Raw genomic sequence first — 26,716 nt, 5'->3', positions numbered from 1 at the left:
GGGTCAGCAGGCGGCGCTGGCCGACATCCCGTAGCCGCGTGCCAGTGGGCGGCCGGCGGGCGACGTCGTCGCCACCGGGAGGTGCCCAGACGGTGGGATCGCGCCGGTGAGCACCGCGGCCAGCGCCGTGATCGAGGCAGGGTCGGCGGAGTAGGTGGCCAGCCAGGCCGCGGGTGCCGGCGGTGCGTGGTACGGCGCGCCGGTGGACACGACGATCGAGCCGGGGGCGGCCCGCGCGGCCGACCCGTCCCCGGCCACCGTGACCGTCGCAGCCGCCCGTCCGCCGTTCGCCGGCGCCGCGATGCCCCGCGCCGCGAGGGCCGCGCGCAGCCGGGCCGCCGCCGTGGACGTGCCGACGACGGTCGCCGTCGAACCGGCGCGCAGAGGTAGGGCGCCGCAGTTCCGGGCCAGCAGCGTCACCGATCGGGACGCGATGCGCGCGGCCACGGCGGCACCGTCGGCGGCCGGTCGGGGCGACGCGTGCGCCAGGCGCCACTTCAGCCGCAGCACCCGGCGCACCGATTCGTCGACCCGGCCGGCGGGGACCCGCCCGGACCGGACCGCGCCGAGCAGGCCGTCGCGCGCCGCGACCAGATCCGGCGGCATGAGCAGCAGGTCGACGCCGGCAAGCACGGCCCGCACCGCCGCCTCGCCGGGGGAGTACCGCTTCGTGATCGCCGCCATGTTCAGCGCGTCGGTGACGACCACGCCGTCGAAGCCCAGCTCGTGGCGCAGCAGCGTCGTCACCGTCGCCGTGGACAGGGACGTCGGCGTGGCGGCGTCGAGGGCGGGAACGAGCAGGTGACCCACCATCACCATGGGCACTCCCGCGGCGATCGCCGACCGGAAGGGGGCCAGGTCCACCGCGGCCAGCCGCTCCCGCGACGCCGTCACCAGCGGCAGGTCCAGATGGCTGTCGACGGAGGTCGACCCGTGGCCGGGAAAATGCTTCGCCGCCGCCGCGACCCCGGCCGACGAGAAGCCGCGCACCGCGGCGGCGGTGAAGCGGGCGACGGCGGCGGGGTCGTCACCGAACGATCGTTCGCCGATCACCGGGTTCGCGGGGTTGGTGTTCACGTCCGCGTCCGGCGCGAAGTCGACGTTGACACCGAGCCCCCGCAGGTCCGCCCCGGTCACCCGGGCGGCGTCACGCGCGTCGTCGACCAGGCCACCCGCGCCCTGCGCCATCTGGTCGGGCAGCAGCGTCACCCCGTCCCGGATCCGCAGCACCGGCCCCTGCTCCTGGTCGGCGGCGACGAGCAACGGGATGGCCGACGCCGACTGGAGGCCCGCCGTCAACCCACGGACCTGGGCCGGTCCGACGATGTTGTCGGGCAGCGCGCCCGGCCCCGTCCCACCGGCGTCGAACAGGGTGACCCCACCGAGCCCGAGCGAGCGCACGGCGTCGGCCGCCGTGTCGGCGTGGGCCACGAGGCGATTGCCGGCGACGGCGCGCGGCGCCCGGTCCCCGGCGGACGTCCCGAACACGTAGCCCATGAGCAGCTGGCCGATCCGCGCCTCCAGGCTCATGCCCGCGAGCGTGGACTCGACCCAGCGCGACGCCGCGGCGTCGTCCGCCGCCAGCCCGTCGTCCAGCCCGCCGCCCGGCGCCTCGGTCGGCGAGGCCGGCCCGCCGGTGGCCGTCGAGCCGCCCGCCGCGGCACCGGCGGGCGAGGGGGTGATCGACCCCTCGGTGCCGATCGCGCGGCCGAGCGCCTCCCGTCGTGGGGCCTGCTGCCGATCACCGTCGGCGGAGCCGCCGCCCGCCGGGCGACACCCCGCCGCCACCAGGACGCCGACCACCAGCAGCGCCGCGGCGCACACCCGGCGCATCCGGCGACTCCGGTGCGTCCGGGGCGTCCGGCCGTGTCGGCGCGCGGCGTCGGAGGTCCCCGCGGGCACGGAGCTGGAGGGGACATTCATTGCCAAAAGGTTACGCGCACGGCGATCTCCGACCGCCCGGGCCGAGGCCGGACCAGCCGCCACCCGCCGACGGAGATGTCAGCGTGGCATGGCCGCCCGTCGCACGGCGGGGACCTCGCCGTCCGGGCTACCCACCCGACGTGTTCGCATTCTGCTAACAGTCGTCCAGCCGACCTCGCACGGCAGCCGGTCCCGCTTCGCCCGATTTGGCCTCTGCCATGGCCGGCAGGCCGGTGGCCAGGCAGAACGCAGATCGCCGCGGCTCGCAGACGGAAGCCGGGCGGACCGCCGTTCGCTGCGGGGGCAGGGTTCGCAACGCCTGGATGGGGGGGAACGGGACAACCTGTGCCCGCCAGCCGCCCGCCGGCATGTCACCCTGTGAGGTAGCCAGTGTTCGACGAGCTGGGGAACATGCGGCTCTCGCCTTCGGGCGCGAGGGACCATGGTGGGATCGAGGAGGCGTGGCGACCTATCTGCTCGGCCTGGGAGCCGCGGTCTGTTTCGGCGTCGCCGCCGTCATCCAGCAGCGGGTGGCCTTTCGCGCGCCGCCGGGTGACGTCCTGCGGCTGCGGCTGCTGCTCTGGCTGGTGCGGCGACCGCTGTGGGATCTCGGTGTCGCCATCGGCGGCCTGGGCAGTCTGCTGGCAGCCGCGGCGCTGACGCACGGCGCGGTGGCACTCGTCGAGCCTCTGCAGATCTGCCAGCTGCTGTTCGCCCTGCCGCTCGCCGCCCTGCTCGCCCGGCGCGTCGTCCCCCGGCGGGACTGGCTGTCAGCTGCGGCGACCGCCATCGGCCTCGCCCTGTTCGTATGCGCCGGGAAACCGGACTCGGGCGATGCCCGCGCCGCCACGACCGTCGGCTGGGTGACGACCGGCGTCGTCGTCGGGCTGCTGGTGTTCTGGGCCGTGTGGGGCACCCGGCGGCTGGCCGCCGTGCGGCGCGCGCCGCTGCTGGCCGCGGCCGCGGGCCTGCTGTCAGCGCTGCAGGCCGCGATCGTCAGCGGCGCCGGTCATCTCCTGACCGCGCAGGGAGCCGACGCGCTCGCTCGTTCCTGGTTCCCGTGGGCGGTGGCGGCAGCCGCCGTGATCAGCGCGGTCCTGGCGCAGAGTGCCTACGAGATGGCGCCGCTGCCGGCCTCGCTGCCCGCGTCGGTCAGCGTCGAGCCACTCGCCGGCGTGGTGATCGGGGTGACCCTGCTCGGCGGGGGGCTGCGGCTGGCGCCGCTCGCCATCGTCGCCGAGATCATCGGCCTCGTCGTGATGACCGTCGGCGTGCGGACGCTGGCCAGATCGCCACTGATCACCGGGCAGTTGTCACGGCTGGCGGCCCGCCAGGCCCAGGGTCGCCTGTCGCGGCTGGAGGAGCAGGTCCACCACGACCTGGAGCGGCTGCGCCACGACCTGCGGGCAAGCCGGCGGACCGGCCCGGCCAACCCGGCGATCCGGCGACTGCGCAAGCGGCTGAGCCGCGACCTCGACCGCATCGGCGAGGAACTCGCGAGTCTCGCCGACGAGCGGGACAGGTTCGAGCAGCAGTTGCGCTCCCAGCCCCCGGTCGAGGTGGCCCCCGCTGTCGCGACGCGGGCGGTGGGGCCGGGCCTGCCCGCTCGGGGCGCGGCGGCAACCCGCTCCGTGCAGGCCGAGGGCGACAGCGTGCCCGCCACGGCGGTGGCGGCCGTGACAACGGTGAAGGCCGTGCGCCGCGACGGCTCGGTGCGCGGCAGGCGTCTCGCTCGAGGCGGCCTCGCCCGGCTACCGCGAGCTCCCGGGCACCAGATGGCCGGCGTGAGCAGTGGGGCGGGCGCGGCCTACGGTGCTGGTGCTGGTGCTGGTGCTGGTGTGGGTGGTGGCTCCGGGCGAAGCGGCGGCGCCGCTTGTGGCGACCTGCCCACCCAGCCGCTGCGGCGGGGGCGGGCGCGCACCGTGCTCGGCGACGACCTGGTGCCCGTCGACGGTCTGCTCGCAGCCCGCCGCGAACTTGACGCCCGTGCCGAGGATCTGCGTCGGCAGGCGGATCGACTGCGTCGCGCCACCCGCCGGATACTCGCTCAGCACGGCACAGCCTGAGCCAAGCCGCGGGCGTGCTTCCATCGGTTGGACCGGCGCGCGGGCCACCAGATCGACCACCGGGGTACGCGCGGATGGAGCCGGCTCAGCGGCGCCCTCGCCGGAATCCGGGCAGCAGCGTCTGGACCAGCGCGTCCGTCTCCGCCTCGGCCCGACCACCCCGGCGCGAGCCGCCGGCACTGATCGAGCGGTACATCTCCGTGACCACCGCCTCCAGGGTCCGCCGGTCGCCTCTGGCGGCGACCGTGCGCAGCAGGTCTCGCCAGAGCACCTCCGAGGTGGGCACGGCCCGAAGCCCGGTCCGACAGGCGGCCATGGCCGTCATCGTGTCCCCGAAGCCGAGGGTGAGGCCGGCGAGCCGGTGGGCCACGTCGACGACGCCGGCCCGGGTGCTGCGCGCGATCGGCCCGGTCGTCGCCCACCGGTACCGATCGGCGGGCAGAGTCGTCCACAGTGGACCGCTGACCATCCGCAGCGCGGTGGTGAGGTCCACCTCGGTGTCGCTGCCGACCATGTCAGCCCGGTGGCTGTAGGCGACGAACAGCTCCCAGTCACAGCGCACCTCGGCGCTCAGCCGCCAGTGGCCCTGTGTGTCCGCCGTGAGCCTGGGGCGCCCCTCGGCGTCGACGCCCAGCCAGTGCCGCGCCCGGTCCAGGGCGGTGTGCACGGCGTCGACGTCTCCCGCATCGGCGCCCGCGAACGTGATCTCCTGGGTGAGCTGCTGCTGCGGCGCTCCCTCCCGGTGCAGGGCGAGGTAGACGACGAGCTCGGTGAGCAGGTCGAGGTCAACCGTCGGCTGCGGGCCCGGCGCCTCGACCGTGGGCGTGCCGAGGACCCGCACCTGGGCCTCGCCGGTGGCCTCGGGCTCGTCCATGCGGGCCGGGTCGTGCGTCGCGGCGCCGGCTCCAGCGGCCGCGGGTCCGGAGATCCCGGTAGTGATGGGTGGTCCGCCACGGCGAGGCGGATCCGGGATCGTCGGATCCCCATCCGTGTAGGTCGGGCTCGCCGACGGCCGCGCGGATGCGCCGGTCGGCCAGGCGGTCGTGCCCGGCTGGTTCGCGACGGCTGGACCGACCGAGCCGACCGGCGGGATCGGGGCAGGCGTCGCGGGACCTGAGGGTGGCACGGTTTCGTTGGGTGGCGGTACGGGCGGGCGTGGCGGGAGGACCGGGCGAGGGGGCGTGGGAACCCGCTCGGGCGGCACGCCGTACTGCTGGGACGGTGCGGGTCGGCGTGGCGTCGGCTCGGGCGTCGGTGTCGGCTCGGGCGTCGGTGTCGGATGGGGCGGCCCCGAGGCAGGGCGCGGCGGTTGCGGCATGGGGGGCGGTTGCGGCACGGGCGGGAGTGGGTGCGTGGACGCGGGGGACGGGTTGGCACCGGCTGGTTGGGTGACCGCGGTCGGCCGCGCCTCCCCGGCCGCGAACTGGCCGGCCTCCCGGTTGGCCCGCATGCGCGGGGTTTCGAAGTAGAGGACGGGTGGGACGCGGGGGAGGTCGGTGGGCCGGATCCGTGGTCGCCCCGGAGTGAACAGCAGTTGCGCGGCAGCGCCGGCTCTGGGCGGCTCGTCGGTGGACAGAGAGGCAGCCCGCACTGTGGGCGACGTGTTCTGGCTGTCCGTGACCACCCCTGGGCCGGCAGTCCCGGGCCTGGGGGTGCCGTACGGGGCAGGCTTCGAGGCGGATGGAGTCGGTGGGGTGGCGGGAGGAGGTGGGGGTGGCGGTTCGGCGGGATGGCGGCGCCCGTCGGAGGGGGGACGGGTGGAGTCGTTGTCAGGGCCCGGCGGCCGCGCGTCGACCGGGCCGGCGGGCTGGGGTACGAGGCCGGAACGGGACGGTGTCCAGGGGACAGCGCCGGGCACCGTTCCAGGTCTTGCCGGTGGCCGGGTGATGTCGTCGTCCGTCCCCGGCGCACGGGCACCGGGTGCGTGCGATGCCGCCCCGGCGGTCCCGGTACTCGGGGATGTCGTCCCGGCGGGGTAGGCGGCGCTCGATCCGCCGGCCGTTGACTCCGCTCCGGCTGCCCCGGCCCCCGCCGGCGCCCTTCCGGCCGCTCCCGGCGGCACGGCGGCCGCGGCGGCTTGTGGCGAGGCCGGGGCGGCGGTTGCCGGGTGACGGAACAGCGCGGCGATCGCTCGGTACTCGGCTGGGGCCACGCCCTGCGCCCACACGTCGACGCCGAGCACTCCGAGCGACATCCGTCGGTCCGCATCGACGGTGAAACGCCACCGTGCCGCGGGGGAGTCGCCGATCGTCAGGATCCCGATGGCATGGCGGCGCCCCTGTGACATCCTGATCAGCCGGGCGGTCTCGTTGTCCTCGGTCGGCTGCGCGAGGATGAGCAGGTCGGGGGCGAGCGATCCAGGGTTGCCGGCGATGCGCTGGCCGGCCTCCAGCGGGAAGTCGTCGCCGTCCTCGTCCGCGTCCGCGTCCTCGGGTCCTGACAGCTCGTCGAGCGCGTACCGAACGTCCGGCGCGGCCCACAGCCGTTCTGGTGCGACCTCCAGAAGTTCGCCGAGCGCGTCGTCGGGCGGAAATCCGACGAAGCAGACGCGCAGGTCGTCCGACCACATGTTGGTGGCCAGCTCGAGCGCTGCCGCGATCGCGATCTGTGTCGCGACCGCTCGGTCGCCGAGGAGGCTGATCACTCCTGGCGCACCTTCGATGTCCACCAGGATGCGGCTGCCGCCGTCGTCGTGCCCGAAGCTGACCAGCGCGGGGAACGGCGCCGGCACTCCACCCGGTGCCGACGGGCCCAGGTCCTCGCCGAGACTGTCCAGGAGTCCGGGGATCCGATCGATCCGCCACGAGCCCGCCACCTCCCCGGGCACCCACGGCGCAGGAGGAGGTTGGGCCTCGGCCGGTGCCATGTGAAGGATCATGGTCTGGTCGGTGAGGATCGCCGCGTAGACGGGCGGGAGCAGGCGTCCCTGGGCGGTGAGGCCGGAGGCGAGGGCTCGAAGAGCGCGGTCGACGAACCTGGCCGCGTCGGGGTCCGCGGCGAGCAGCAGCGCCTGCTCCGCCGCCGTCGGTGCCGGCGTCGCCCCGGCTCTCCGCTCGGCCAGCGCGACAAGGACGCCGGCCGCGAGAAGCCCGGCGCCGGCAAGGCCCAGAAACTCCGGTTCCGGCGTGTGAAACGCCGAGATCGACACGGCCGGCGTCTCCCAGCCCGCCGACGCCGTGTCGCTGGCCGCGGGATCGGCCGCCGTGTCCACGTTCGGGCCGGCGCCAACGGCGTGCCGGCTGTGACCAGTCCACGTCTCCTGTCCGCCCCCGCCCACGCCGGAACCTGGCGGTATGGACTCGGGATCGTGGGACCAGGCGATGTCCCTGATCCTTCCGCCCGCGAATCCCCCATCCGCGTTGCCCGGCGGCAGAGCGCTGTCGTCGGCGTCATCGACGAGGTCGGCGTCGTCATCGAGCGTCGTCGCGGGATCGGCCTGACCGGCGACCTCGGACCAGACGTTCGCGGCGTCGGGAACATGTAGGACCCGCAGGCCCTCGCCCTGGGCGTCAGCGGGTAGGAGCAGCACCCATCCAGCGTGGATCAGGGAAGGTTTGGACAGGGTTCGCCCGTCGGGTTGGGTCCGGCCTTCGTTGAGGTCGAAGATCTCTCGGTATCGCAGGCCGTCGCCCAGGAACCGCTCGGCGATGCCCCACAGAGTGTCATGATGTCGCCCCTCGGCGGGGCGCACCTCGTATAGCTTGACCACCCGATCCCCGGGCATCAGCCGGCGGTGCTGGTCCATCACAGGACTGATCAGCTCGGGCCGGCTTCCCGGCCGGTCAGACGGCCATCCGGTCGTCTGACCGGTGGGCTGTGGACCGGTAGACGCGGCCTGCTCTGGCTCGGACATGACGCCGTGTGCCGATCCGGTCTCTGCCGGACCCGGCGTGTCAGCGCCGGGGCCGACCGTCCCAGCCGGCCCGCCGAACAGATCGTCGTCGTATCGGTCGTCGTAGCCGTCGCCGTGGCGGGTCACCAGGCCATCGACGGCATCATCCGGGTAGGGCGGCTCGAGGACCGGGCGGACGGTGGCGCCGGTGGCTGTTCCCACAGGGTTGCCGGATGCCCGCTGCGGCGTGACGCCGTGACCGTGGGCCGGGGCCGGCCGGGATGCACGGATCGGTGCGCGGTGTTCCGTGCTCCCGAGCGGGTCGCCGACCACACGGCGTGGCACCTCGCCGTCCTCGTCGTCGGCCGGCTCCGTGGGGGGCAGCTGCGGACGAGGCGCCGAGGGCGGCACGGCTCGAGGGGCCGCGGCCGGGCGGGTGGGGATGGGGCCGGCCGTCGCCTGACTGTAGGTCATCGGGACGATGAGCGCCGTCGTGCCCGAGAGGAGTAACGCGGTGACGATGAGCCGGCGGGCGAGCGCCTGGGGCGCGCCACCGAGGGGAATACGCGGCGCGAGACCGCTTCCCCGCACCTCGGCCCGCCACTCCGCGATGAGGCACGCGAGGAAGTGCGCCCATGCGGCCCAGAAGAGCAGGGACACCACCGCGCGTGCCACGGCTCCGGCTCCGTCGCCGGCCTGGATCGGCGGACCGAGCGCCACGACGAGCAGCACGGGGACCCCGGCGATCGCCATGACGATCGCCGCGAGTGCGGCAGCTGCACGCCGACGGTCCCTCGCCCGTTCGTCGCCGGTGGAGGTCGGCAACGACTGGCGCGCCGGGACTCCCCGTGCGGACGTGCTCACCAGCTCCGACTCGCCGGGAGGCCGGGGTGCCGGTGGGGAGGCCGGGGCGCCCGGCTCGGTGACCGGCGGCCGGAGGTGCCTGGAGCGAGCAGGCGGCTGGGACGGCGACGGTGCCGGGGGGAACGGTGATGGTGACATGGATCGTCCCCGATCAGGTACAGGGTCGGGCGGACGAGCGTGCCAGTCGCGGGGCGGCGTTGGTCCGTGGGGCACGCCGTGTGGCGCTCATGCTAGGGCGGCGGCGACCGGAATTTCGTGTGAAGCAGTAGTTCCATGGCCTTCCTGTGACCATTGACTGGATCCGATGGTTGGGAAGACGTAGTTCTACCTGGCGGTGAACGGTGTGGTACTGAGAAGTGCGGCCGGCCGGCCGAGGCGGGGAAGTTCGCTGGGAGCGGTGCGCTGTGGGCATCCGGCCTCCTCACGCCGCTGCGCCGAGTGGTGACAGCAGGACGAACAGGTTGTAACCGTACCAGTGCGGTCGCGGAACGGGAGCGGTGGGGTGACGTATTTGACGTCTTCCCTGCACGATGAGCATCCATTACGCCTGATGGCCTTCGGGTTCGCTGGTTGGTCTTGCACTGAGTAGTCATCCGTCCCCGATTGTCCGTGCTCGGAGTACTTCGCCGCGGCAGGCGAAGTGGGTCGGGAGGCGGGGCGATCCGGCGGCTGTCGGTTCGCCCCGCCGGTGCTCCCGAGCGGTACCACGCGCGCGGGCGACGGCTGTGGCACCGGTCGCGGGCTGGGGCGCGGCGGCTCAGCGTGCGTAGTACTCGACGACGAGCTGCTCGTCGCAGACGATCGGGATCTCGGGGCGGCGCGGCCGTCTCTCCGTGATCACGGTGAGTTCGCGTTGATGGACCTTTAGGTATGGCGGCGTGCTGGCCGTCGGGGCCGGCCCGTCCGCGATCAGTCGGAACGGGGGCGTGGAGCGGCTGCGGGGCGCGACCGAGATGACGTCGCCCGGCTGCACCCGCCGCCCCGGGCGGTCGACTCCGCGGCCGTTGACGTGGATGTGCCCGTGGCTGACGAACTGTCGAGCCTGGTAGATCGTCTTTGCCAGGCCGGACCGCCAGACGGTCGCGTCGAGCCGGGTCTCCAGGTCCTCGAGGAGGGCGTGACCGGTCCTGCCGGCGCTTCGCGTTGCCTGGGTGAACGCGGCGCGCAGCTGCTTCTCGCTGATGTGGTATTGGAAGCGCAACCGCTGCTTCTCGCGTAGCCGCTCCTTGTAGGGCGTCATCGTCACGCGGCGCTGACCGTGGACGCCCGGGGGGAACGGGCGCCGCTCGTAGTACCGCACGGCCTTGTCCGAGAGGGGCAGGCCGAGGCTCCGGCTCAACTTGACCACCGGCTTGTGGCGCAACGTCGTCTCCTCCGTTAAGTTAGGCGAACCTAAGCAAGGGAAGCTTAACCACAGGTTGACCTGGAGGTATGTGATGGCGGACCAGCGGCGAGGCGTGGACAGCGCACCGATCAGGGCTGCCAGATCCCTGATCAGGTCAGCGCCGTACGCGAGCCTGGCCCTGTGGGGTGGGCGGGTGGTGCACGGCCTGCGCTTCGTGACGACGGTCGAGTCGCTTCCAGGTGCCTTCTCCGGCCCAGTGGTGGTGCACGGCCATCCCGGTGTGTCTCCTGCCCATCCGGTGGTCGGCTTGTCGACGGCGCCCGAGCTGTCGCCGATGTCATCGGTGGTCGATGGCACCACGGCGTTGGAGGCGGCGCATCTCCTGCTGCTGGTGCCGACTGCCGCTGGGGCGTGGCCGCAGAGCGACGACATGGCCGCCCGGGTGAACATGTCTGGATCCGAGCCGAGTACGCGTCGTTGGGTGTCGGTGGCGCTCGGCGGTTGGGTAGCGTCGCTGCCCCCCGAGTTCTGCCGGGCGGCCGCCGTGCTTTTCGCTGAACGGCATCCGACGCCCGATTTGTTCGACCTTGGCACCGGCTGGACGATCCTGCGAATGGAGATCGCCGAGGCGGTGGTGCGCACCGACCGGGTCTGTGCGTTGCTCGACACGGAGGAGTCGATCGGGCTACTCGCCGGCGAACCTCGTGACTGAACACCGGCCGGCAGCCACCGATCATCCCGCGTTCTGAATCTCGTTCTGGATCTCGGCGAGCCTGGCCCGCAGCTGGTCGAGCTGGGTGTGCAGATCGGTGAGGGTCCGCTCGTAGCTGGGCCAGACGTTGGTCCGGAAGTCGGCCGCTCCACGTCCGTCCCAGTTCTCCGGGTCGGTGAGCACTCTGGCGATCGAGCGCAGCTCGTCGAAGTGGTGTAGCAGCGTGCCGTTGACGATCGAGGCGAGGTCCGAGACGGCGGATGCGGCCTCCGGAGTGCTACGGACGGTGATACCCGAGGTGGTCATCGCTCTCCTTGCTCTGGCGGTACGGCGGGATCGTCGGCGGTGGTCAGCTTCCCGCCGCCGCGGTCCTTCTGTTGATCTCGGCGATGCCGTGCGCGAGCTCGGTGAGGTCGGCGTGCAGATCGATCAGCGCGCGCTGGACCTCCGGCCAGATCTGGCTGCGGAAGACCTGCGCCTTGGGGCCCTCCCAGAAGCGCGGGTCGGCCAGCGTGTTGCCGTGGTGGACGAGGGTCGTCGCCGTTCTTTGCAGATCAGGCAGCAGCTGACCCATCCGGGAGGCGGCTTGCATGGCTGCCGGAGTGGTGACCGTTCTCATGACGCGTGGGCTCCCGGTTGTGGTTGGGTGCGGCGGTGGGGGACGGCGATGGTGGCCGGGCAACCTGCACGGGCCGCAGGCGCCCCCGCCGGACGAGAACCCCCCGCCCCGGCGGCACCGGTCCGCTGCCTGGACGGGGAAGGCGCGTTCCCAGGAGATCGCCGTCGGTCACACGCCTCGGCGCGAGTAGCAGACCGTGCTCCTCTCGGCGCACGTCGACCGTGAAGCCGCGGTACTGCAGAAGCAGATCCTCGGTTGAGCCAGCAATGATCAGAATCCCGCCGAGATCGCGTGCGCGTCTCCAGTAGTCGGCCAGCGCGCTGGCGGCTGGCTCCCCGACGAGCTCCGCATCGTCCACGAGCACGACCGGTGCCCTGCCCGCTGCGTCGATGGAGGGTGTTCCGTCAGCTCCAGCCCCTGGCCACAGCAGCCTCGTGACAGGGTGAAGCTGCTCCGGGGGATTCGGCCGGTTCTGCGTGGCATGCCCGGAGAGCGGGCTCAGGCCGGCGTCCAGCACGACCACCATGTTGCGGTGATCGATCAGGTTGCGCAGGGCGCAGGCTCGTGGCGTCACGGCGACGAGGGCCATACCCTGCCGCAACAGAGCCAGCGAGATGGTGACAAGTGTGGAACTGCGGCCGGATCGGGGCGGCCCTCCCACCACGAAGCCGGTGTCGTCCGAGAGATCGATCTCGACGGGGGAAAGATCGTCACCACCCAGACCGAGCGGGACTCGGAGTCCGGTCGAGAGCAGCGGCGCTGGCCGGTCGCGTAGTGCTGCGGCCATCTCAGCCGCTGTCACGCGGGTGGGCAGTGCCTCCACGCGGAAAGGCCGCATGCCTCCCGAGGCCGGGACGGTCGCGGGGGCCAGGACCGAGGCCCGGGCCCCCAGCGAGCGCAGGGCCGCGGCCTGGCTGCGTCCGGCGGGCTCGCCATCGAGCAGTCCGACCTGCACCTCAACCGGCGTGGCGAAGCGTCCTCCGGTCGCCAGAGCTCGCCCCGCGGGCAGGTGTCCCGGCAGCGTCGCCGCGGTGATTCCCGCGAGAGCGTAGTCCGCGGGATCGGCCATGCGCAGGATCAGGCGTTCGTCGACGAGGGAGGTGAGGCGTCCCGTCAGCCCGCGCCGATCCGTGGAGAGGATGACCCGCAGACCGGCCCCGAGGCCCTCCCGCAGCAGCCGCATCAGGTCCTCAACCAGATCGCCACCGTTCAGGTCCTCGAACTCGGCGAGGAATCCTTCGAATCCGTCGAGGAGCAGAAGAAGATACGGCAACGCGGCCCCGGGGCCCGCCGAGCGCCGAGCCTCGAGCAGGTCGGCGACACCGTCGACGGCAAAGCGGCGCCGTCTCTGGTCGACGACGGCGATCAGACGGGCGAGCAGGCGGCCGACGCGCTCGGGGTCGTCTCTTCCGACGAGTGCCCCCGTGTGCGGCAGTGCCGTGATGGCGGCCAGTGCTCCGCCCCCGCAGTCCAGGCCGTAGAGGTGAACGTCGCGAGGGGACAACGCGCCCGCGACCGCACCGGCCACGGCACGCAGCGCTGTGGAACGTCCGGATCGCGCCGCGCCCACGACCAGGAGGTGGCCGCCGTGTTCCAGATCGACGGTGAACGGGTCCTGCCGCTGCCGGTCGCAGTCGTCGACGAGTCCGATGGTCACTGGCCGCACGGCGTGAACCGCGGCCGCAGACAGGGGAGGAACCGGCGGAAGGGCGGACAAGGACAGGCGTTCGGGCAGGGGAGGGAGCCAGGGGCTCGGCTGGGAACCGATCCGCAGGCAGGCGGCTGCTTCGCGCACTGAGTGGACAAGGGCGGTCAGCTCTGTCGTCGGCGCGTATGACGTCGCCTCCGGCTCGGCAGCGTCGACGAGCGGTCGGAGATCGGGCCACGGAAGGCGGGTGACCTCCAGCCCCGCTGGCGTGACCAGGTCGTCCGGTGAGGGGGCGCTGGCCCAACCGGTCTGCACCACCGTGACCCGATCGGGGCCGCATCGCACCACGGCGCGTCCGGGTGTGCTCGGGTCGATCAGAGCGGCGTCCGGGCTGCCCACGACGTCCTCGCTCTCGGCGATGTCCGTTACGCGCAGGGCGACGCGGAGGTTGGTGTTCGCCCGGATCTCGGGCGAGACGACGCCGCTGGGCCGCTGTGTCGCCAACAGGAGGTGGAGCCCCAGGGAACGTCCGCGTTGGGCAAGGCCGACGAGACCGGAGACAAAGTCGGGTAGCTCCCGGGCCAGCGTGGCGAACTCGTCGACCACGAGGACGAGTCGGGGCGGAGTCGCCGCCGGCCGCTGCCCGGGTGGCAGCCGGCTGAGGGACTCGAGGTCCCGGGCGCCGTAACGGGCGAGCAGTCCCTCGCGCTGCCGCAGTTCGGCTGACAGCGACGTCAGCGCCCGCCGCACGAGATGTGGATCGAGGTCCGTCACGAGGCCGAGGGTGTGGGGTAGTCCTGCGCATTCGGCGAACGCGCTGCCGCCCTTGTAGTCGACGAGCACGAATGTCAGCTCGTCCGGACGGTAGGCGACTGCGTGCGCGGCGATGATGGTCTGGAGCAGCTCGGACTTGCCCGCTCCCGTGGTCCCCGCTATGAGCCCGTGCGGACCGTCAGCCTGAAGGTTCAGGGCGAAGACGGCCCCACCAGCGATGCCCACCGGGACGGGACGGCCACCGGTGGCGGGACCCGGGGATCCGGCTGATGCCCACCGAGCGGCGATCGCGGTGGCGGTCGTGCCATAGGGGGCCAGAAGCTCGGACAGGCGGACGGACCCGGGGAGCCCGGTGTCCTCGCTGATGTCCCGCAGCGGCGCGAGCGCGCGTGCGACCGACTCGCACCATCGAGAGGTGCCCGCCAGCCCAGTCAGACTTCTGCGTCGGCCGGCGGGTCCGACGAGATCCGGCCGGACCCGCCGGACTGTTGAGCCCTGGTCTCGGCGCAGTGTCAGGTACTCCCCGTCCGCGTCCACGACGGTCCGGCACTCGACGGGAAGGTTCCGAACGGCAGTCTCGAGGCACACGATGTGGACACCGAGCTCAGGTCCGGTGCGCAGCAGAGCGATCATCCCGGGAACGGCCCGAAGCGCTCGGGCTCCCTCGATGACCACCAGCACGTCACGGCCGCGCGCGATGCCTCGGGACCCCTGCTCCCTCCGCCCGTCGATCAAGGAGAGCAATTCGGCGACCTGCGCGGCGCAGCCCACCTCGCCCGCGGCGAACGACACCAGTCGCGCATCGGCGCTCTCGTACCGGCAATGCGGCAGCCAGCGGAGCCAGCGCCACGCGTCGGCGTCGCGTGGCTCGGCCACCAGAACGCGGACGGCGAGCTCCGCCGGGCTGTGCAGTACGACGGCCTGGGCGACGAGCCACGATCCAAGTTCGCTGGCGCCACCGGCAGGTATGGCCACGCCGGCCACGCCGTGCTCGGGCAGGTCGATCACGGCGGGAAAACACGCCCTGAGCGGACTGGCGGCCCGCGCCGCCGTCGAGACCGCCACCGTGCTGGGCTGCTCCGCTGTGCCAACTCGCAGCCGCAGGTAATCCGCGTCCTCGGGGCGCCTCCGCCACAGCCCGGCATCTCGCTGCCAGGCGATGGCGAACAGGGCTGCCGGGTCCGGGTGGTCCGTGTGCCGTTCCCGCTGTTCTCGTCGCAGGGCCTGCCGCGCCGCCCGCTCGACGGCGAGGCAGGTTCGCTCGTGCCGAGCCTGGTCGGACCGATGAGAGCTGCGGTCTCTGCGCCGGGTGCTCAGGACCGACGCGCCAAGGGTCAACGGGCCGACGGCGGCGAACAGCAGGAGGGACGCTGATCCCAGGATCATGGCCATGCCGCCGGCGGCGAGCACCGGTAGAAGCGTCGCCAGGACGGGGACGGGCATGGAACGCGGACGCGTGGGTGGCACTGGGAGCGTGAACGCGGTCGCCGATGGCGTTGGGCGAATTCTGGGCGGCCGGTTGACGTTGAACCGAGGGGCGGGCAGCTGAGCGCGCGCGGCCTGAACGGCCGGACGCGTGAATCGCAAGGTGGCAGGTGGCGTCCCCACCAGCGCGACGATCGTTCCCTGGGGCATGGCCGGTGGTCGCGAGATGACCCGCGTACCCGTCCCGGGTATGAGATCGAATGTGCCGTCGACGGCCACGCGCACCGTGAGCAGCGGTGGCCGCGGAAGTCCGCCGCCGAGGGTGATCACTCCCCCTGGTGAGACGCCGACCCGGTGCTCTCCGGCGGGCAGCGGGTGGACGACGCCGGCTCCCACACCCGTGACGATCGCCAGGTCAAGCAGGCCGGCGCTCGACGAGCGGCGAGCCTGCGACGCGTCCAGGAGCACGACCACGCCCTCATGAAGCGGGGAGCAGCCGAGTGGCAGGTCGGGATCCAACGCGCGAGGGCTGTCAGCGAGGCTCAGCGACGGCCCGGCCCGTGCGGATGCCCGATCTCCGGTGCTGGGTCGGATGACACAGGCGAGGGCGGTGGCGAGGTGCCGGACGGTATCGCGGCCGTCGGCTCTCAGAAGCACGTCGGCGTGCGTGCCCGTACGGGAATCGTGGACGGTGAAGGAGAGCTGCATGGGCCGAAGAATACGGCCCGGAATCCGATCCTGGCGAGGCTGGGCGACGCTGCGTATATGAATTTGAGGTTGTGGTCGTGGGGTGGCAGATTGGAATAGCGAAAGCCTCTACTGCGGCGTGGAGCGAGATTTTCGGTCGGTCCGTCGCCTGTTCCGGGAACGCACGCGGATCACCTCGGCGCCGGCCCTTGCCACCAGCGCGTCCCCGGTCTCCTCAGACGCGGAGGCGGCGGACCGGGAGGAGGCTCCGCGCCGGGACCCCTTGCCAACAGGCCCTGCCTGAGCGGAAGATGCGGAGGCGACGGCGAGCGCGACGCCGACGCTGACCGACAGATGGATCCGGTGGCCGTGTACTTCGAGCGGCTCATCGAGCGCGGCCGCCAGTCGCTCCGCCAGATCGGCCGCCGCCTGAGCCGTTTCGGTGTCGGAAAGAACCACGAATTCGTCGCCGTCCCATCGACCGATGATGTCGCCGGCTCCCAGTACGCTCGAAAAGCGCCGAGCGGAAGCATGTAGCGCGGCATCGCCAACCGTGTAGCCGAAGGAGTTGTTGATGTGGCGAAACGCGTCCAGGTCCAGAAAGAGCACTGCCGGACCGGATTTCCCGGGTGACGCTCCCGTGTCCGCGCGGGCGTCGGCCGTGGGATCGGCGGTCAGGCGGGTTGTGAGCAGGGCGCGCAGGGCGGTCCGGTTCGGCAGGCCGGTGATCGGATCGGTTGTGGCCTGGCGGCGAAGATCGTCCTCGCGGTGGCGTCGGTCGGTGACGTCGTCAACCACGACGAGCAGTCCGTTGCCCCGGACGAGCGTGCTCAGCCGTACGTCGAGCCAGCGTTGGCCGCGGACGGCCGGGTGGGGCATCTCGACGCGGGCCCTGGTCCGACGTCGATCGATCAACTGGCGCGACAGTGTCGCCAGCATCCGAATCGGCGCGGCCGGATCGCCCGGCAGACTCCCGTGGACGCGGGTCTCGGTGGCGCCGGCGGCGTCGCCACCGCGCGCCGCCGCCTCCATGGCGTGCTCACAGGCGACCAGCCAGCTCATTCCAGGTCGAACGGGCAACAACGCGACCCCGGTCGCGGCACTACGCCGCCAGGCCTCGTTGAGCCGAACCACCGTTCCGTCCGGCCCGAGGACGGCGACTGGAGTGGGAAGCGAGTCGAACACGGCCGCCGCGACATCATCGGTGATCACCGAGCAGGGATCCTTCCGGCTACCGGACCAGGTGGCGGTGGAACGCCGCGTGAGAGCCCCTACTCGCACGGCACGCGCTATCGCGCAAGGAGACCGATCCGGCCGGTTCTGTGCCGGTGAGGGTCGCCGCAGTGATGCCAGACCGCATCCTTCCGGCGACGCTCGACGGGCAGTCTCCACTTTGTCGAACAGTGTTCGGGGAAAGGTCTGCGTGAGGGCTGGACATGTGTTGACATAGTGACTGCGTGCGCATTCAGTGATCCTGACGCCGGAGCGGCGAGCGGTGTCGCGATGGGAAGCAGCCGACCCGCGGCGCGTCGCCTGACCGCAGGGACGGGGGCCGCGACCGACGTCCCCTGTGGCGCAGGGGCGACGTCAGCCCGCTCGCCTTCCGGCAAGCGGGTGGGTCAGATTCCCTTCAACAGCTCACGCATTCGGGTGATCTCGCTGGTCTGTGCGCTCTTGATGTCGGTCGCGAGCGAGCGGGCCGCCGGGTTGACTCCATCGCGGAGCTCTCTGCTGGCCATGGCGAGTGCGCCCTGGTGATGCTCGATCATCATCGTGAGAAACATGCGGTCGAAAGCGGTGCCGCTGGTGTTCCTGAGGGTGGTCATGGCGAGGTCGGACATCATTCCGTCCATGGTGCCCATCGGCTCCGCGGGCGTCGTGCCCGCGTCGGGCATGACGTGGTCGTGACCGGCGGGGCCAGGCATCGATCGGTCATCGCCGGCATCGTCCTGCGCCGGCTCCGTCGCCTGCCCCCAGGCCTTGAGCCAGCTGGTCATAGTGGTGATCTGCGGCGTCTGCGCGGTGCGGATCTGATCCACCAGCGTTTCGACCCTGCCGTCTCCGGGGCGCGTCGGAGCGAGATCCGCCATTTCGATCGCCTGTCGATGATGGATGATCATGTGCTGGGTGAAGGTGGTGTCGGCGCCGTTGTGGGCGCCGCTCCCCGGATCGTCGCTGTCGTTCCCGCCGCAGGCCGCGAGCAGGGCCGCGGTCGCGATCATTGAGAGCAACAGTGCCAGTCGTCTCATGGTGAAGCGATCCCTCGTTCTGTCGGTGCGTAGCCGTGGTCGGGTGCCGGTCAGGGGTCCGCGGAGGGATGTCCTGGGCGGCAGCGGCCGATCTACCGGCGAAGCACGCAGAGCTGGGCGAGCGAGGGAGTAGCGGAGTGCCAGGACTCGCCAGGGGGCGGCCGGCCACCAGGCGAGCATGCGGACCCGCAGAGCAGGCACCGTGATGCGGAGACGGCAAGAGCACCGGCGAGGAGCAACGCGAAGGCCAGCAGTCCCGTAGGGCGGAGAAATGCCAGGCACATCGCGCCGGTATGCAGATGGTGAGGTGTGTGCGCGACGGAGCGGGGGTGCAGGCTTGGATCGGGCGCTGCCAAGTTCGTGTGAGCCATCCGCGCCTGGCGGCCAGGCGGTGCTGGGCCGCCGGACGGCAACGCCGGCATGTCGCCGTTCCAGGGTGCGCCGAGGGGGCCGTGAACTGCTGGCCTAGTGGCGCTCAATAGTACTCTTTGGCCCGCTATAATGGTCAGGTGAACCTGAAGGAGTGGGCCGAGTCGCGGGGCGTCGCGTACGTGACCGCCCGGCGCTGGTACGCGGCTGGCACGCTCCCGGTCCCCGCCCGCAAGGTTGGCGGCCTGATCCTTGTCGGCGACGTCGAGACACGGCTGGTGCCATCTGGTGTGACGGCGGTGTACGCCCGGGTGTCGTCCGCTGACCAGGAGGCCGACCTGGACTGGCAGGTCGCCCGGGTCACCGTGTGGGCGGTCGGGCAGGGCCTGCCCGTTGGCCGGGTCGTGACCGAGGTCGGTTCGGTGTTGAACGGCCACCGCGGGAAGTTGTTCGTGTTGCTGGGCGACCCGGGGGTGAGCGCGATCGTCGTCGAGCACCGCGGCCGGTTCGCGCGGTTCGGCGCCGAATACGTCGAGGCGGTGTTGGCCGCGCACGGCCGGGAGTTGCTGGTCGTCGACCCGGCCGAGGTCGACGATGATCTGGTCCGGGACATCACCGAGATCCTCACGTCGCTGTGTGCCCGGCTGTATGGCCGCCGCGCGGCGGCGAACCGGGCTGCCCGCGCGGTCGTCGAGGCCACGAAGGACGGTCCGGTGTGAAGACGATGCAGGCGTACCGGTTCGCGCTTGACCCGAACGACGCCCAGCTTGCCGGGCTGCGACGGCACGCCGGGGCGGCCCGGTTCGCCTACAACTGGGGTCTGGCGCTGGTGAAGGCCGCGCTTGCCCAGCGCGACGCGGAGAAGTCCTACGGGATCGACAGCGACCAGCTCACCCCAGTGCCGTGGACGCTGCCCGTCCTGCGGCGGGCCTGGAACGCGGCCAAGGACGATGCCGCCTCATGGTGGGCGGAGTGCTCGAAGGAGGCGTACTCGGCCGGGCTGGACCAGCTCGCCCGTGCGTTGAAGAACTTCGGCGACTCCCGCAACGGGAAACGCAAAGGCTGGCGGGTCGGGTTTGCCCGGTTCAAGAAGCGCGGCAGGGCACGCGACAGCTTCCGCTACACCACCGGCGCCTACGGTCCGGCGGATGACCTGCACGTCAAGCTGCCCCGGACCGGGCGGGTGAAGGTCCACGAGCCGATGGGCGCGCTCACCGGCCGGCTTGCCGACGGCCGCGCCCGGCTGCTCGGCGCCACCGTGTCCCGGACCGCCGGGCGCTGGTATGTCTCGTTCACCGTCGACGCCGACCGTGAGATCCCCGCCCAGCCCGGTCGCGGCGGCGTGGTCGGCGTCGATCTGGGCGTGAGGCACCTTGCTGTCCTCTCGACCGGAGAGCGGATTGCGAACCCGAAGCACGCCCGGCGGTCCGAGCGCCGGCTGCGCAGGGCATCCCGGGCCTACGCCCGGGCGAAGCCAGGAAGCGCCGGACGGCGCAAGCGGGCGGCCGCCCTCGGCCGGATCCACGCCCGGGTCGCCAACCAGCGTCGCGACGGCCTGCACACACTCACGACCCGGCTCGCGAAGAACCATGACGTGATCGTGGTCGAGGATCTCCATGTCGCCGGGATGGTCCGTAACCGGCGGCTCGCACGCGCCGTCTCGGACGTCGCGATGGCTGAAGTCCGCCGGCAACTCGACTACAAGACCCGCTGGTACGGCTCGACGCTCGTCGTCGCCGACCGCTGGTATCCGAGCTCGAAGACCTGTTCCGGCTGTGGCTGGCGAAACCCAAGCCTGCCCCTGTCGGATCGTACGTTCACCTGCCAGTCCTGCGGGCTGGTAGCCGACCGCGACCGCAACGCCGCGGTCAACCTGGCAAACCTCGTCGCCGCCAGTACATCGGAGACGGAAAACGCCCGTGGAGTCGACCAGAGGACCCCGCTTGCGGGGCAGGTGGCTGTGAAACAGGAACCGGGCACGGCCACGGCCGGTCAGACCCGGGGTGCCCCACCATTAGGTGAGGCGGCATGAACGGCGCTATCGAGCGCCCTCATGCAACGGCATCGCCAGACGGTCGCCTGACGGCGTTGGGATGCCGGCATGGCTGGCGAGGGGGGCGTGGCTGGCGGGGGCGGCATGGCTGGCGAGGGAGGCGTCGCTGGCGAGGGAGGCATGGCCGGTGTTGATGGACAGGCCGGCGTGCATGACGAGGACGCCGAGCAGGAGCGGCACGGTCAGCCAGAGTCGTGACAGCCCCGCGCCCCGAGCGAGTGGACGGGGCCGGACAGGCACGCCTTGGATGGTGCTCCGCCGACCGGCTGGTCGCCGAACCGACAGGCACCTCCGGACAGTGACCCGGTCCCACGAGGCAACGGCGAGACGTGATCGCGGGAACCGGTGCTGCCCGCGGAAACGGAGGCCCACGCAGACGTCCCGGCGAGGCTGGGCTGCTCGTAGGGCCAGTCGTGCGACGGACCCCGGGAGCGAAGGGCGGAGGCTCCGGGATTTGAACCCGGGAGGGGGTTGAAGCCCCCAACCGCATTAGCAGTGCGGCGCCATAGACCGGACTAGGCGAAGCCTCCCAACGTGCGTGCTCATCATAGCGTCTCCCCCGCGCGTGCCAACGGGGCGGGTCCTGCCCGGAGCGCGCGGGATGGATCACACCACGGTGGGCGCGGGCCGGCGGGTCAGGTCTGTGGTCAGGCCGGGATGGCCGACGCCTCGGATGACGGGTCCGCTCGCGGCTCGACGCCCGTGGCGGGCGTCGTCGCGCCGCTGCCCGTCCCCGGGAGATTCCCGGCAGGCTCGCTGGTGCCGGCGGGGGCCGCGGTTGCGTCGCTGTCCGCCCGCCCGCCCAGCGCGGTCAGCACCGCGTGCGCGATCTCGGCCCTGCGAGCTTCGTCGGCCACCGGGCCGCCATCGGCCTCACGCAGGTAGAAGGCGTCGACCACGTCGAGTCCGAGGGTGGCGACGATCGCGGTGGCCACGTCGAGGCGCAGGCCGGAGAGCTCACGCACGATCCGGAACAGGACGCCCGCGCGGTCGGGGGCCCGCACCTCGAGGACGGTGGTGGTCCCGAGGTCGTCGAACAGCACCTGCGGTGGCCCCGGTGTGGTCCACTGCTTCACCCCGGCGTAGTCGCGTTCCCGGGCGGCGAGACGCTCGGCGATGTCCACCGTGCCGGCGAGCACCGCGCGCAGGTCGGCGAGCAGTTTCGCCCGTTCCGGCGTCCTGCCGTGCGGCGCGGCGACGGCGGCCTGCAGCAGCGCCCGCCCATCCTGGCTGCGGGCGGAGGCCCGGCGGATGTCCAGGCGGTTGAGCGCGAGGACGCCGGCTGTCACGGCGAGCAGGCCGACCTGGTCGGCGGTGACCACGACGATCTCGAACATGCCCTCGTCGGGCAGCGGGTTGACCTGGACAACGTGTTCGTCGGGCAGGGCGAGCAGCGCGCGCTGGCGATCGTCGAGGCGCGGCGGGCAGGGGACCCGCTCGCCGTCGAGGAGGGCGCGGGCGCGGGCGACCAGATCGCCGATCAGACGGGCCTTCCAGGCGTTCCACGCGGTCGGGCCGGTCGCGCGGGAGTCGGCCTCGGTAAGGCGGTGCAGTAGCGACAGGATCCGGTCGCTGCCAGCGGCGGTGGCGACGGCTCGGATCGTGGCCATGTCGTCGATGTCGCGTCGAGTCGCGGTCTCCCCCAGCAGCAGGTGATGGCGGACCATCGCGACGAGAACCTCGACGTCCTCGTCGGGCAGACCGAGTCGTGGGCCGATCCGGCGGACCTGCTCGATGCCCGTGTCGGTGTGGTCGCCGGGAAAGCCCTTGCCGATGTCGTGCAGCAGGGCGCCCAGCAGGAGCAGGTCGGGACGGTCCACGTCCCGGGTGAACGCGGCCGCCCGCGCGGCGGCCTCCATCAGGTGCCGGTCGACGGTGAAACGGTGGTACGGGTTGCGCTGCGGTCGGCTGCGCACGGCTGCCCACTCGGGGAGCAGACGGACGAGCAGACCGACCTGGTCGAGGGACTCCAGGACGCCGACGGCTGCGTCCCCGGTCGCGAGCAGGGCGACGAGCGCGTCGAGGGCGGCAGGCGGCCAGGGAGCGGGCATCGGCGGTGCCTCGCGGGCGAGGCGGTCGACGGCGTAGCGGCCCAGCGGCAGGCCGGTGCGCGCCGCGGCGGCGGCGACCCGGAGCACCAGGATCGGGTCCTTCGTCGGCTCGGCGTCCAGGGCGAGCTGGATCTCGCCGCCCTGGTCGATCACCCCTTCGTCGAGCGGGCGGCGAACGGGGCGCCGGCCGGGCCAGCGCGACGTGGAGCGCAGGCCGGCGAACGTCCGGTACCAGGTCGCGTCCCAGGCCCAGGAGATCGTCCGGCCGGCGTCGGCGACCGCGTGGGCGAGCGCCATCGAGTCGGCGTAGCCGAGGGCCTCCGCGACCGCGGTGCCGTCCTGCAGCAGCAGCCGGTCCTGTGCGCGCCCGGCGCTGAGCCGGCGGATCTCGCCGCGGGCGTCGAGGAGCACCTCGGCGGCGGCCAGCACCCGCTCGGAGGGGACCTCGGCGACCCAGGCGGCCGCAAGGGCGTGCAGGGCGTCGACGTCACGCAGGCCGCCGCGGGACTCCTTGAGGTCGGGTTCGAGCAGGAACGCGACCTCGCCGAGGCGGGCCGCGCGCTCGGCGACGGCGGCCGCGAGCTCGGGGAGGCGTTTCGGCGCGCGGGTGCGCCACCGGGAGCGGGCGCGGCGAGCCAGGTCCTTCGAGAGGTTCTCGTCGCCGGCGATGTGACGGGCGTCGAGCAGACCCAGGGCCGCTTTGAGGTCCTCGTCGGCCACCGCGTTCGCCTCGTCGATCGTGCGCACGCTGTGGTCGAGGCCGATGCCGGCGTCCCACAGCGGATACCAGATCGCGTCGGCGAGGGCGGTGATGTCCCGTCGTGCGCCGTCGTGCAGGAGGACCAGGTCGAGGTCGCTGCCGAAGGCGGGCTGGGCCCGGCCGTAGCCGCCCACGGCGACGAGGGCGACGCCCGGGCCCGGGTCGCCGAACAGCTCGAGGAGCACCTCGTCGGCCAGGTCGGTGAGCTGGCGGCGCAGGGCGGCCCCGGTTGCCGTGGGGAGCGGGTCGTGGCGTCCGCGCAGGATGTCCAGACGGTCCTTCATGGCTGTCTCCTCCGCGAGCGGAGTCCGGCCGTGGCACCCGTGGAACACCTCGGCCTGCCGGACGCATGGCGCGGCACCGCGCTGGTGATCGCGCGGTGCCGCCTCATGTGATGGTGCGTGGTGGGTGCCGGCGTGGCCAGCACCCGGACGTGCCGGGGTGATCAGAGCGCGTCGGTGCCGCGTTCGCCGGTGCGGACTCGCACGACCGAGTCGACCGGGACGACCCAGACCTTGCCGTCGCCGATCTTGCCGGTCTGCGCGGCCGCGGTGATCGCGGCGACCAGGTCGTCCGCGGCCTCGTCGGCGACGACGATCTCGATCTTGATCTTCGGGACGAAGTCGACCTTGTACTCGGCGCCCCGGTAGACCTCCGTGTGGCCCTTCTGGCGGCCGTAGCCCTGGACCTCGGAGATCGTCAGGCCGTGCACACCCAGCTTCTCCAGCGCCGTCTTGACGTCGTCGACCTTGAACGGCTTGATGACGGCGGTGACGAGCTTGGTCATGCCTGGGCCTCCTCAGGCACCTTGACGGAGCTGACGGACGACGACAGCGAACCGGCGCCGCCGATCGAGGTGTACCGGTAGGCGGTCTCGCCGTGCAGCGCCTCGTCCATGCCAGTGAACTGGTCCTCCTCGCTCAGCTTCAGGCCGATCGTGTACTTGATCGCCAGCGCGATGATCGCAGTGACGACAGCCGAGTAGCCGAGCGTTGCGCCGACGGCCAGCGCCTGCTCGCCGAAGACGCTCCACGGGCCGCCGTAGAACACGCCGTCCTTGCCCGCCGAGTTGGTGTCCACGGTGGCGAACAGACCGGTCAGCAGGGCGCCGAGCACACCACCGACGAGGTGGACCGCACCGACGTCGAGCGAGTCGTCGATGCCGACCTTGCCCTTGATGGACGTGGCCAGGGCGCAGACCACGCCGGCGATGCCGCCGACCGCGATCGATCCCATCGGCGAGACGAAACCACAGGCCGGGGTGATGGCGACCAGACCCGCGACCGCACCGGACGCGGCGCCCAGCGTGGTGGCCTTGCCGTCGCGGATCCTCTCGATGACCAGCCAGCCGAGGATGGCGACACCGGTCGCGATCTGCGTGTTGAGCAGCGCCACACCGGCGAGCTTGTTCGCGCCCAGCGCCGAGCCGGCGTTGAACCCGAACCAGCCGACCCACAGGATGCCGGTACCGAGCAGGACGAACGGCACGTTGTGCGGGCGGAAGTCGCCGCTGGGCCAGCCGGCGCGCTTGCCGAGCACCAGCGCGAGCACGATCGCGGCGATACCGGCGTTGGCGTGCACGACCGTGCCACCCGCGAAGTCCATCGCGCCGCGCTTGAACAGCCAGCCGTTGGTCGCCCAGACCCAGTGGGCGATCGGCGAGTAGACGAACAGCGACCACAGCGTGATGAACACCGCGAAGGCGCTGAACTTCATCCGGTCGGCGATGGAACCGGTGATGAGCGCGGGGGTGATGATCGCGAACATCATCTGGAACGCCACGAACACCACGTACGGGATCGCGGCATCGCCGCTGGTCAGGTTCTGCAGGGCGAAGAAGTGGAAGCCGCCCCAGAACCCGTTGCCGTCACCGAAGGCCAGGCTGAAGCCGAGGACCGACCAGACGAGCGTGATCATGCCGATGGTGAAGAAGTTCTGCATGATCATGCCGAGGACGTTCTTCGCACGGACCATGCCGCCGTAGAAGAACGCCAGCCCGGGTGTCATGAACAGCACGATCGCGGCACTGGTGAGCATCCACGCGGTATCGCCCGAGTTCAATTTGTCCATTTCACTCCTGTCATCCCCCCGCGCGTTGCGCGGACACTACGCTCACCCGGTCGCCGGCCACGCTGCGCTCGTCCCGGATCCTCGGGTCCGAAGGTTCGGCAGGATCTGTTCCCGACCTGTGTCTAAGCTGTTTCTGACGTGTGAAATCGCTGAATTGGGCGACCTGTGGCCCGTTTCGGCGGTCTCACAGTGGGTCTCCGGAGACTCTGCGCCCACTTCGGCGTGCTTCCGTGACTGTATAACTGCACACAGTTACGGTCCGGCGGTGTGAGCAGCGTCCCCACGGAGGGCCGGCGCAACGCCGGCGAATCGTGTTCCGAGACCCGCCACCGCGACGCCGACTCGGGCGCCGATATCGACGCCGACGCGGGCGCCGATATCGACGCCGAAGACGCGTTCCGGGCGCGCCGTGGACGGGCCGACGTCCCGACTGCGGCTTCGTGTCCACCAGACCCACCGCGCGCATCCCGCCAGGCGGTCTCGTGCCTCACGGGGCTGCTCCTGGCCGCGCCGATGGCGCTGACGGGCCTGGCCGGCGCGGCCTGGGGGGCGCCGGGGCCGGCGGCACCCGCCACGTCCTCGAGCCTCGCCGAGGTCCAGGTGGAGATCGACCGCACGAAGGCGGCGCTGGACGCGTCGGTCCGGCAGTCGGCGCGGGCGGCGGAGGAGTTCGACGCCGGTCGAATCCGGCTCGCGGCCGCCGAGCGGGCCGCCTCCGCCGCCGCTGCCCGGGTGGGGCGGGCCAACCAGGCCGTGCGGGCGGCCTCGGATCGCCACCGGGGACTGGCCGTCTCGGTGGACCGATCCGGGGGGTTCAGCGAGCTGTCCCTGCTGCTCGGCGGTGACCCGCGCCGCGCGCTGGACCGGCTGGGTGCCGTCGACGCGCTGGCGCGCCGCCAGCGGGTGGCCGACGGCGGGCTGCGTCTGGCTCGCCGGGATCTCACCGAGGCGCGGCGGGAGGCGGACGACGCGCTCGCTGGCAAGAAGAAGATCGTGGATGACCTCGCCGAGCGGAAAAGCGCCCTCGCGGCCACCGCCACGGACCAGCAGGACCTGCTCGGTCAGCTCCAGGCACGCTTCGCGGAGCTGGAGAAGCGGGCCAGGGCGCGGGCGGAGGCCGCCCGGCGGGCCAGACAGGCCGCGGCCGCCGCCGCGGCCGCCGCGGCGGCGCAGATCGGAAGAGCCCACCTCTGAACACCAGACACAACATGACATCTCGTATGCCGGCGTCTGCTTGTGTGTGGGGGGGGGGGGGGGGGGGGGGGGGGG

17 protein-coding genes and 1 tRNA gene are annotated in these 26,716 nt (G+C 72.3%); 5 read left to right on the top strand and 13 right to left on the bottom strand.

Annotated features, from left to right (window positions below; all coding sequences use genetic code 11):
* Window positions 1–3: 3 nt before the first annotated feature.
* Window positions 4–1,833, bottom strand: coding sequence for a glycoside hydrolase family 3 protein (locus AC6EXY_RS04485; RefSeq protein ID WP_101831881.1), 1,830 nt, complete (start codon window positions 1,831–1,833; stop codon window positions 4–6).
* A 551-nt stretch (window positions 1,834–2,384) separates the two neighbouring features.
* Here AC6EXY_RS04485 and AC6EXY_RS04480 point away from each other — a divergent pair.
* Window positions 2,385–3,989 (top strand): DMT family transporter, encoded by a 1,605-nt coding sequence (locus AC6EXY_RS04480; RefSeq protein ID WP_499816754.1) that lies wholly within the window; start codon window positions 2,385–2,387, stop codon window positions 3,987–3,989.
* An 85-nt stretch (window positions 3,990–4,074) separates the two neighbouring features.
* Here the strand turns inward: AC6EXY_RS04480 and AC6EXY_RS04475 are convergent, their stop codons facing one another.
* Window positions 4,075–8,685 carry a peptidoglycan-binding protein LysM gene (locus AC6EXY_RS04475; RefSeq protein WP_499816755.1) on the bottom strand — a complete coding sequence of 1,537 codons (4,611 nt, stop codon included), beginning with the start codon at window positions 8,683–8,685 and terminating at the stop codon, window positions 4,075–4,077.
* A gap of 757 nt (window positions 8,686–9,442) precedes the next feature.
* The gene (gene rpsD / locus AC6EXY_RS04470) at window positions 9,443–10,048 is read right to left on the bottom strand and encodes a 30S ribosomal protein S4 (RefSeq protein ID WP_101833342.1); all 606 of its coding nucleotides are present in this window, start codon (window positions 10,046–10,048) and stop codon (window positions 9,443–9,445) included.
* 73 nt (window positions 10,049–10,121) lie between these two features.
* On the opposite strand from rpsD, the gene AC6EXY_RS04465 reads away from it, so the two are divergent.
* A complete protein-coding gene (locus AC6EXY_RS04465; protein ID WP_499816757.1) occupies window positions 10,122–10,742 on the top strand; it encodes a hypothetical protein in 621 nt (206 codons plus the stop codon).
* 21 nt (window positions 10,743–10,763) lie between these two features.
* On the opposite strand, the gene AC6EXY_RS04460 is transcribed toward AC6EXY_RS04465, so the two are convergent.
* The 5 genes from AC6EXY_RS04460 to AC6EXY_RS04440 form a co-directional block, all read right to left on the bottom strand.
* Entirely contained in the window at window positions 10,764–11,048 is a 285-nt protein-coding gene (locus AC6EXY_RS04460) for a hypothetical protein (RefSeq protein ID WP_101833344.1), read from the bottom strand.
* A gap of 43 nt (window positions 11,049–11,091) precedes the next feature.
* Window positions 11,092–11,361, bottom strand: coding sequence for a pyrophosphorylase (locus tag AC6EXY_RS04455; RefSeq protein WP_101833345.1), 270 nt, complete (start codon window positions 11,359–11,361; stop codon window positions 11,092–11,094).
* Window positions 11,297–15,226, bottom strand: coding sequence for an FtsK/SpoIIIE domain-containing protein (locus tag AC6EXY_RS04450; protein ID WP_499842297.1), 3,930 nt, complete (start codon window positions 15,224–15,226; stop codon window positions 11,297–11,299). Before AC6EXY_RS04450 ends, AC6EXY_RS04455 begins: the two co-directional genes overlap by 65 nt.
* A gap of 798 nt (window positions 15,227–16,024) precedes the next feature.
* Complete coding sequence (locus AC6EXY_RS04445) at window positions 16,025–16,957, bottom strand: diguanylate cyclase domain-containing protein (RefSeq protein ID WP_499842296.1); 933 nt, start codon at window positions 16,955–16,957, stop codon at window positions 16,025–16,027.
* Window positions 16,958–17,514: 557 nt separating this feature from the next.
* Complete coding sequence (locus AC6EXY_RS04440; RefSeq protein ID WP_499816760.1) at window positions 17,515–18,144, bottom strand: DUF305 domain-containing protein; 630 nt, start codon at window positions 18,142–18,144, stop codon at window positions 17,515–17,517.
* Between the two features lie 509 nt (window positions 18,145–18,653).
* Between AC6EXY_RS04440 and AC6EXY_RS04435 the strand changes: the two genes are divergently transcribed.
* Together AC6EXY_RS04435 and tnpB are read left to right on the top strand one after the other, a co-directional pair.
* Window positions 18,654–19,232, top strand: coding sequence for an IS607 family transposase (locus tag AC6EXY_RS04435; RefSeq protein ID WP_499816761.1), 579 nt, complete (start codon window positions 18,654–18,656; stop codon window positions 19,230–19,232).
* The gene (gene tnpB / locus AC6EXY_RS04430; RefSeq protein WP_499816762.1) at window positions 19,229–20,545 is read left to right on the top strand and encodes an IS607 family element RNA-guided endonuclease TnpB; all 1,317 of its coding nucleotides are present in this window, start codon (window positions 19,229–19,231) and stop codon (window positions 20,543–20,545) included. Before AC6EXY_RS04435 ends, tnpB begins: the two co-directional genes overlap by 4 nt.
* 6 nt (window positions 20,546–20,551) lie before the next feature.
* Here tnpB and AC6EXY_RS04425 read toward each other — a convergent pair whose 3' ends face one another.
* From AC6EXY_RS04425 to AC6EXY_RS04405, 5 genes are all read right to left on the bottom strand, one after another.
* Window positions 20,552–20,806 (bottom strand): hypothetical protein, encoded by a 255-nt coding sequence (locus tag AC6EXY_RS04425; RefSeq protein ID WP_133150792.1) that lies wholly within the window; start codon window positions 20,804–20,806, stop codon window positions 20,552–20,554.
* Between the two features lie 199 nt (window positions 20,807–21,005).
* Window positions 21,006–21,096, bottom strand: a tRNA-Ser gene (locus tag AC6EXY_RS04420).
* Between the two features lie 117 nt (window positions 21,097–21,213).
* Entirely contained in the window at window positions 21,214–23,661 is a 2,448-nt protein-coding gene (locus AC6EXY_RS04415; protein ID WP_101833351.1) for a [protein-PII] uridylyltransferase, read from the bottom strand.
* Between the two features lie 161 nt (window positions 23,662–23,822).
* A complete protein-coding gene (locus tag AC6EXY_RS04410) occupies window positions 23,823–24,164 on the bottom strand; it encodes a P-II family nitrogen regulator (protein WP_101833352.1) in 342 nt (113 codons plus the stop codon).
* Entirely contained in the window at window positions 24,161–25,447 is a 1,287-nt protein-coding gene (locus AC6EXY_RS04405; protein WP_101833353.1) for an ammonium transporter, read from the bottom strand. The genes AC6EXY_RS04410 and AC6EXY_RS04405 overlap by 4 nt, the downstream gene beginning before the upstream one ends.
* A gap of 267 nt (window positions 25,448–25,714) precedes the next feature.
* Between AC6EXY_RS04405 and AC6EXY_RS04400 the strand changes: the two genes are divergently transcribed.
* On the top strand, window positions 25,715–26,641 hold the full coding sequence (locus AC6EXY_RS04400; protein ID WP_499842295.1) for a coiled-coil domain-containing protein: 927 nt from the start codon (window positions 25,715–25,717) through the stop codon (window positions 26,639–26,641).
* Window positions 26,642–26,716 lie beyond the last annotated feature (75 nt).

The organism is Frankia sp. RB5, assembly GCF_059816245.1.
This window is presented reverse-complemented; position numbering and strand designations above follow the sequence as displayed.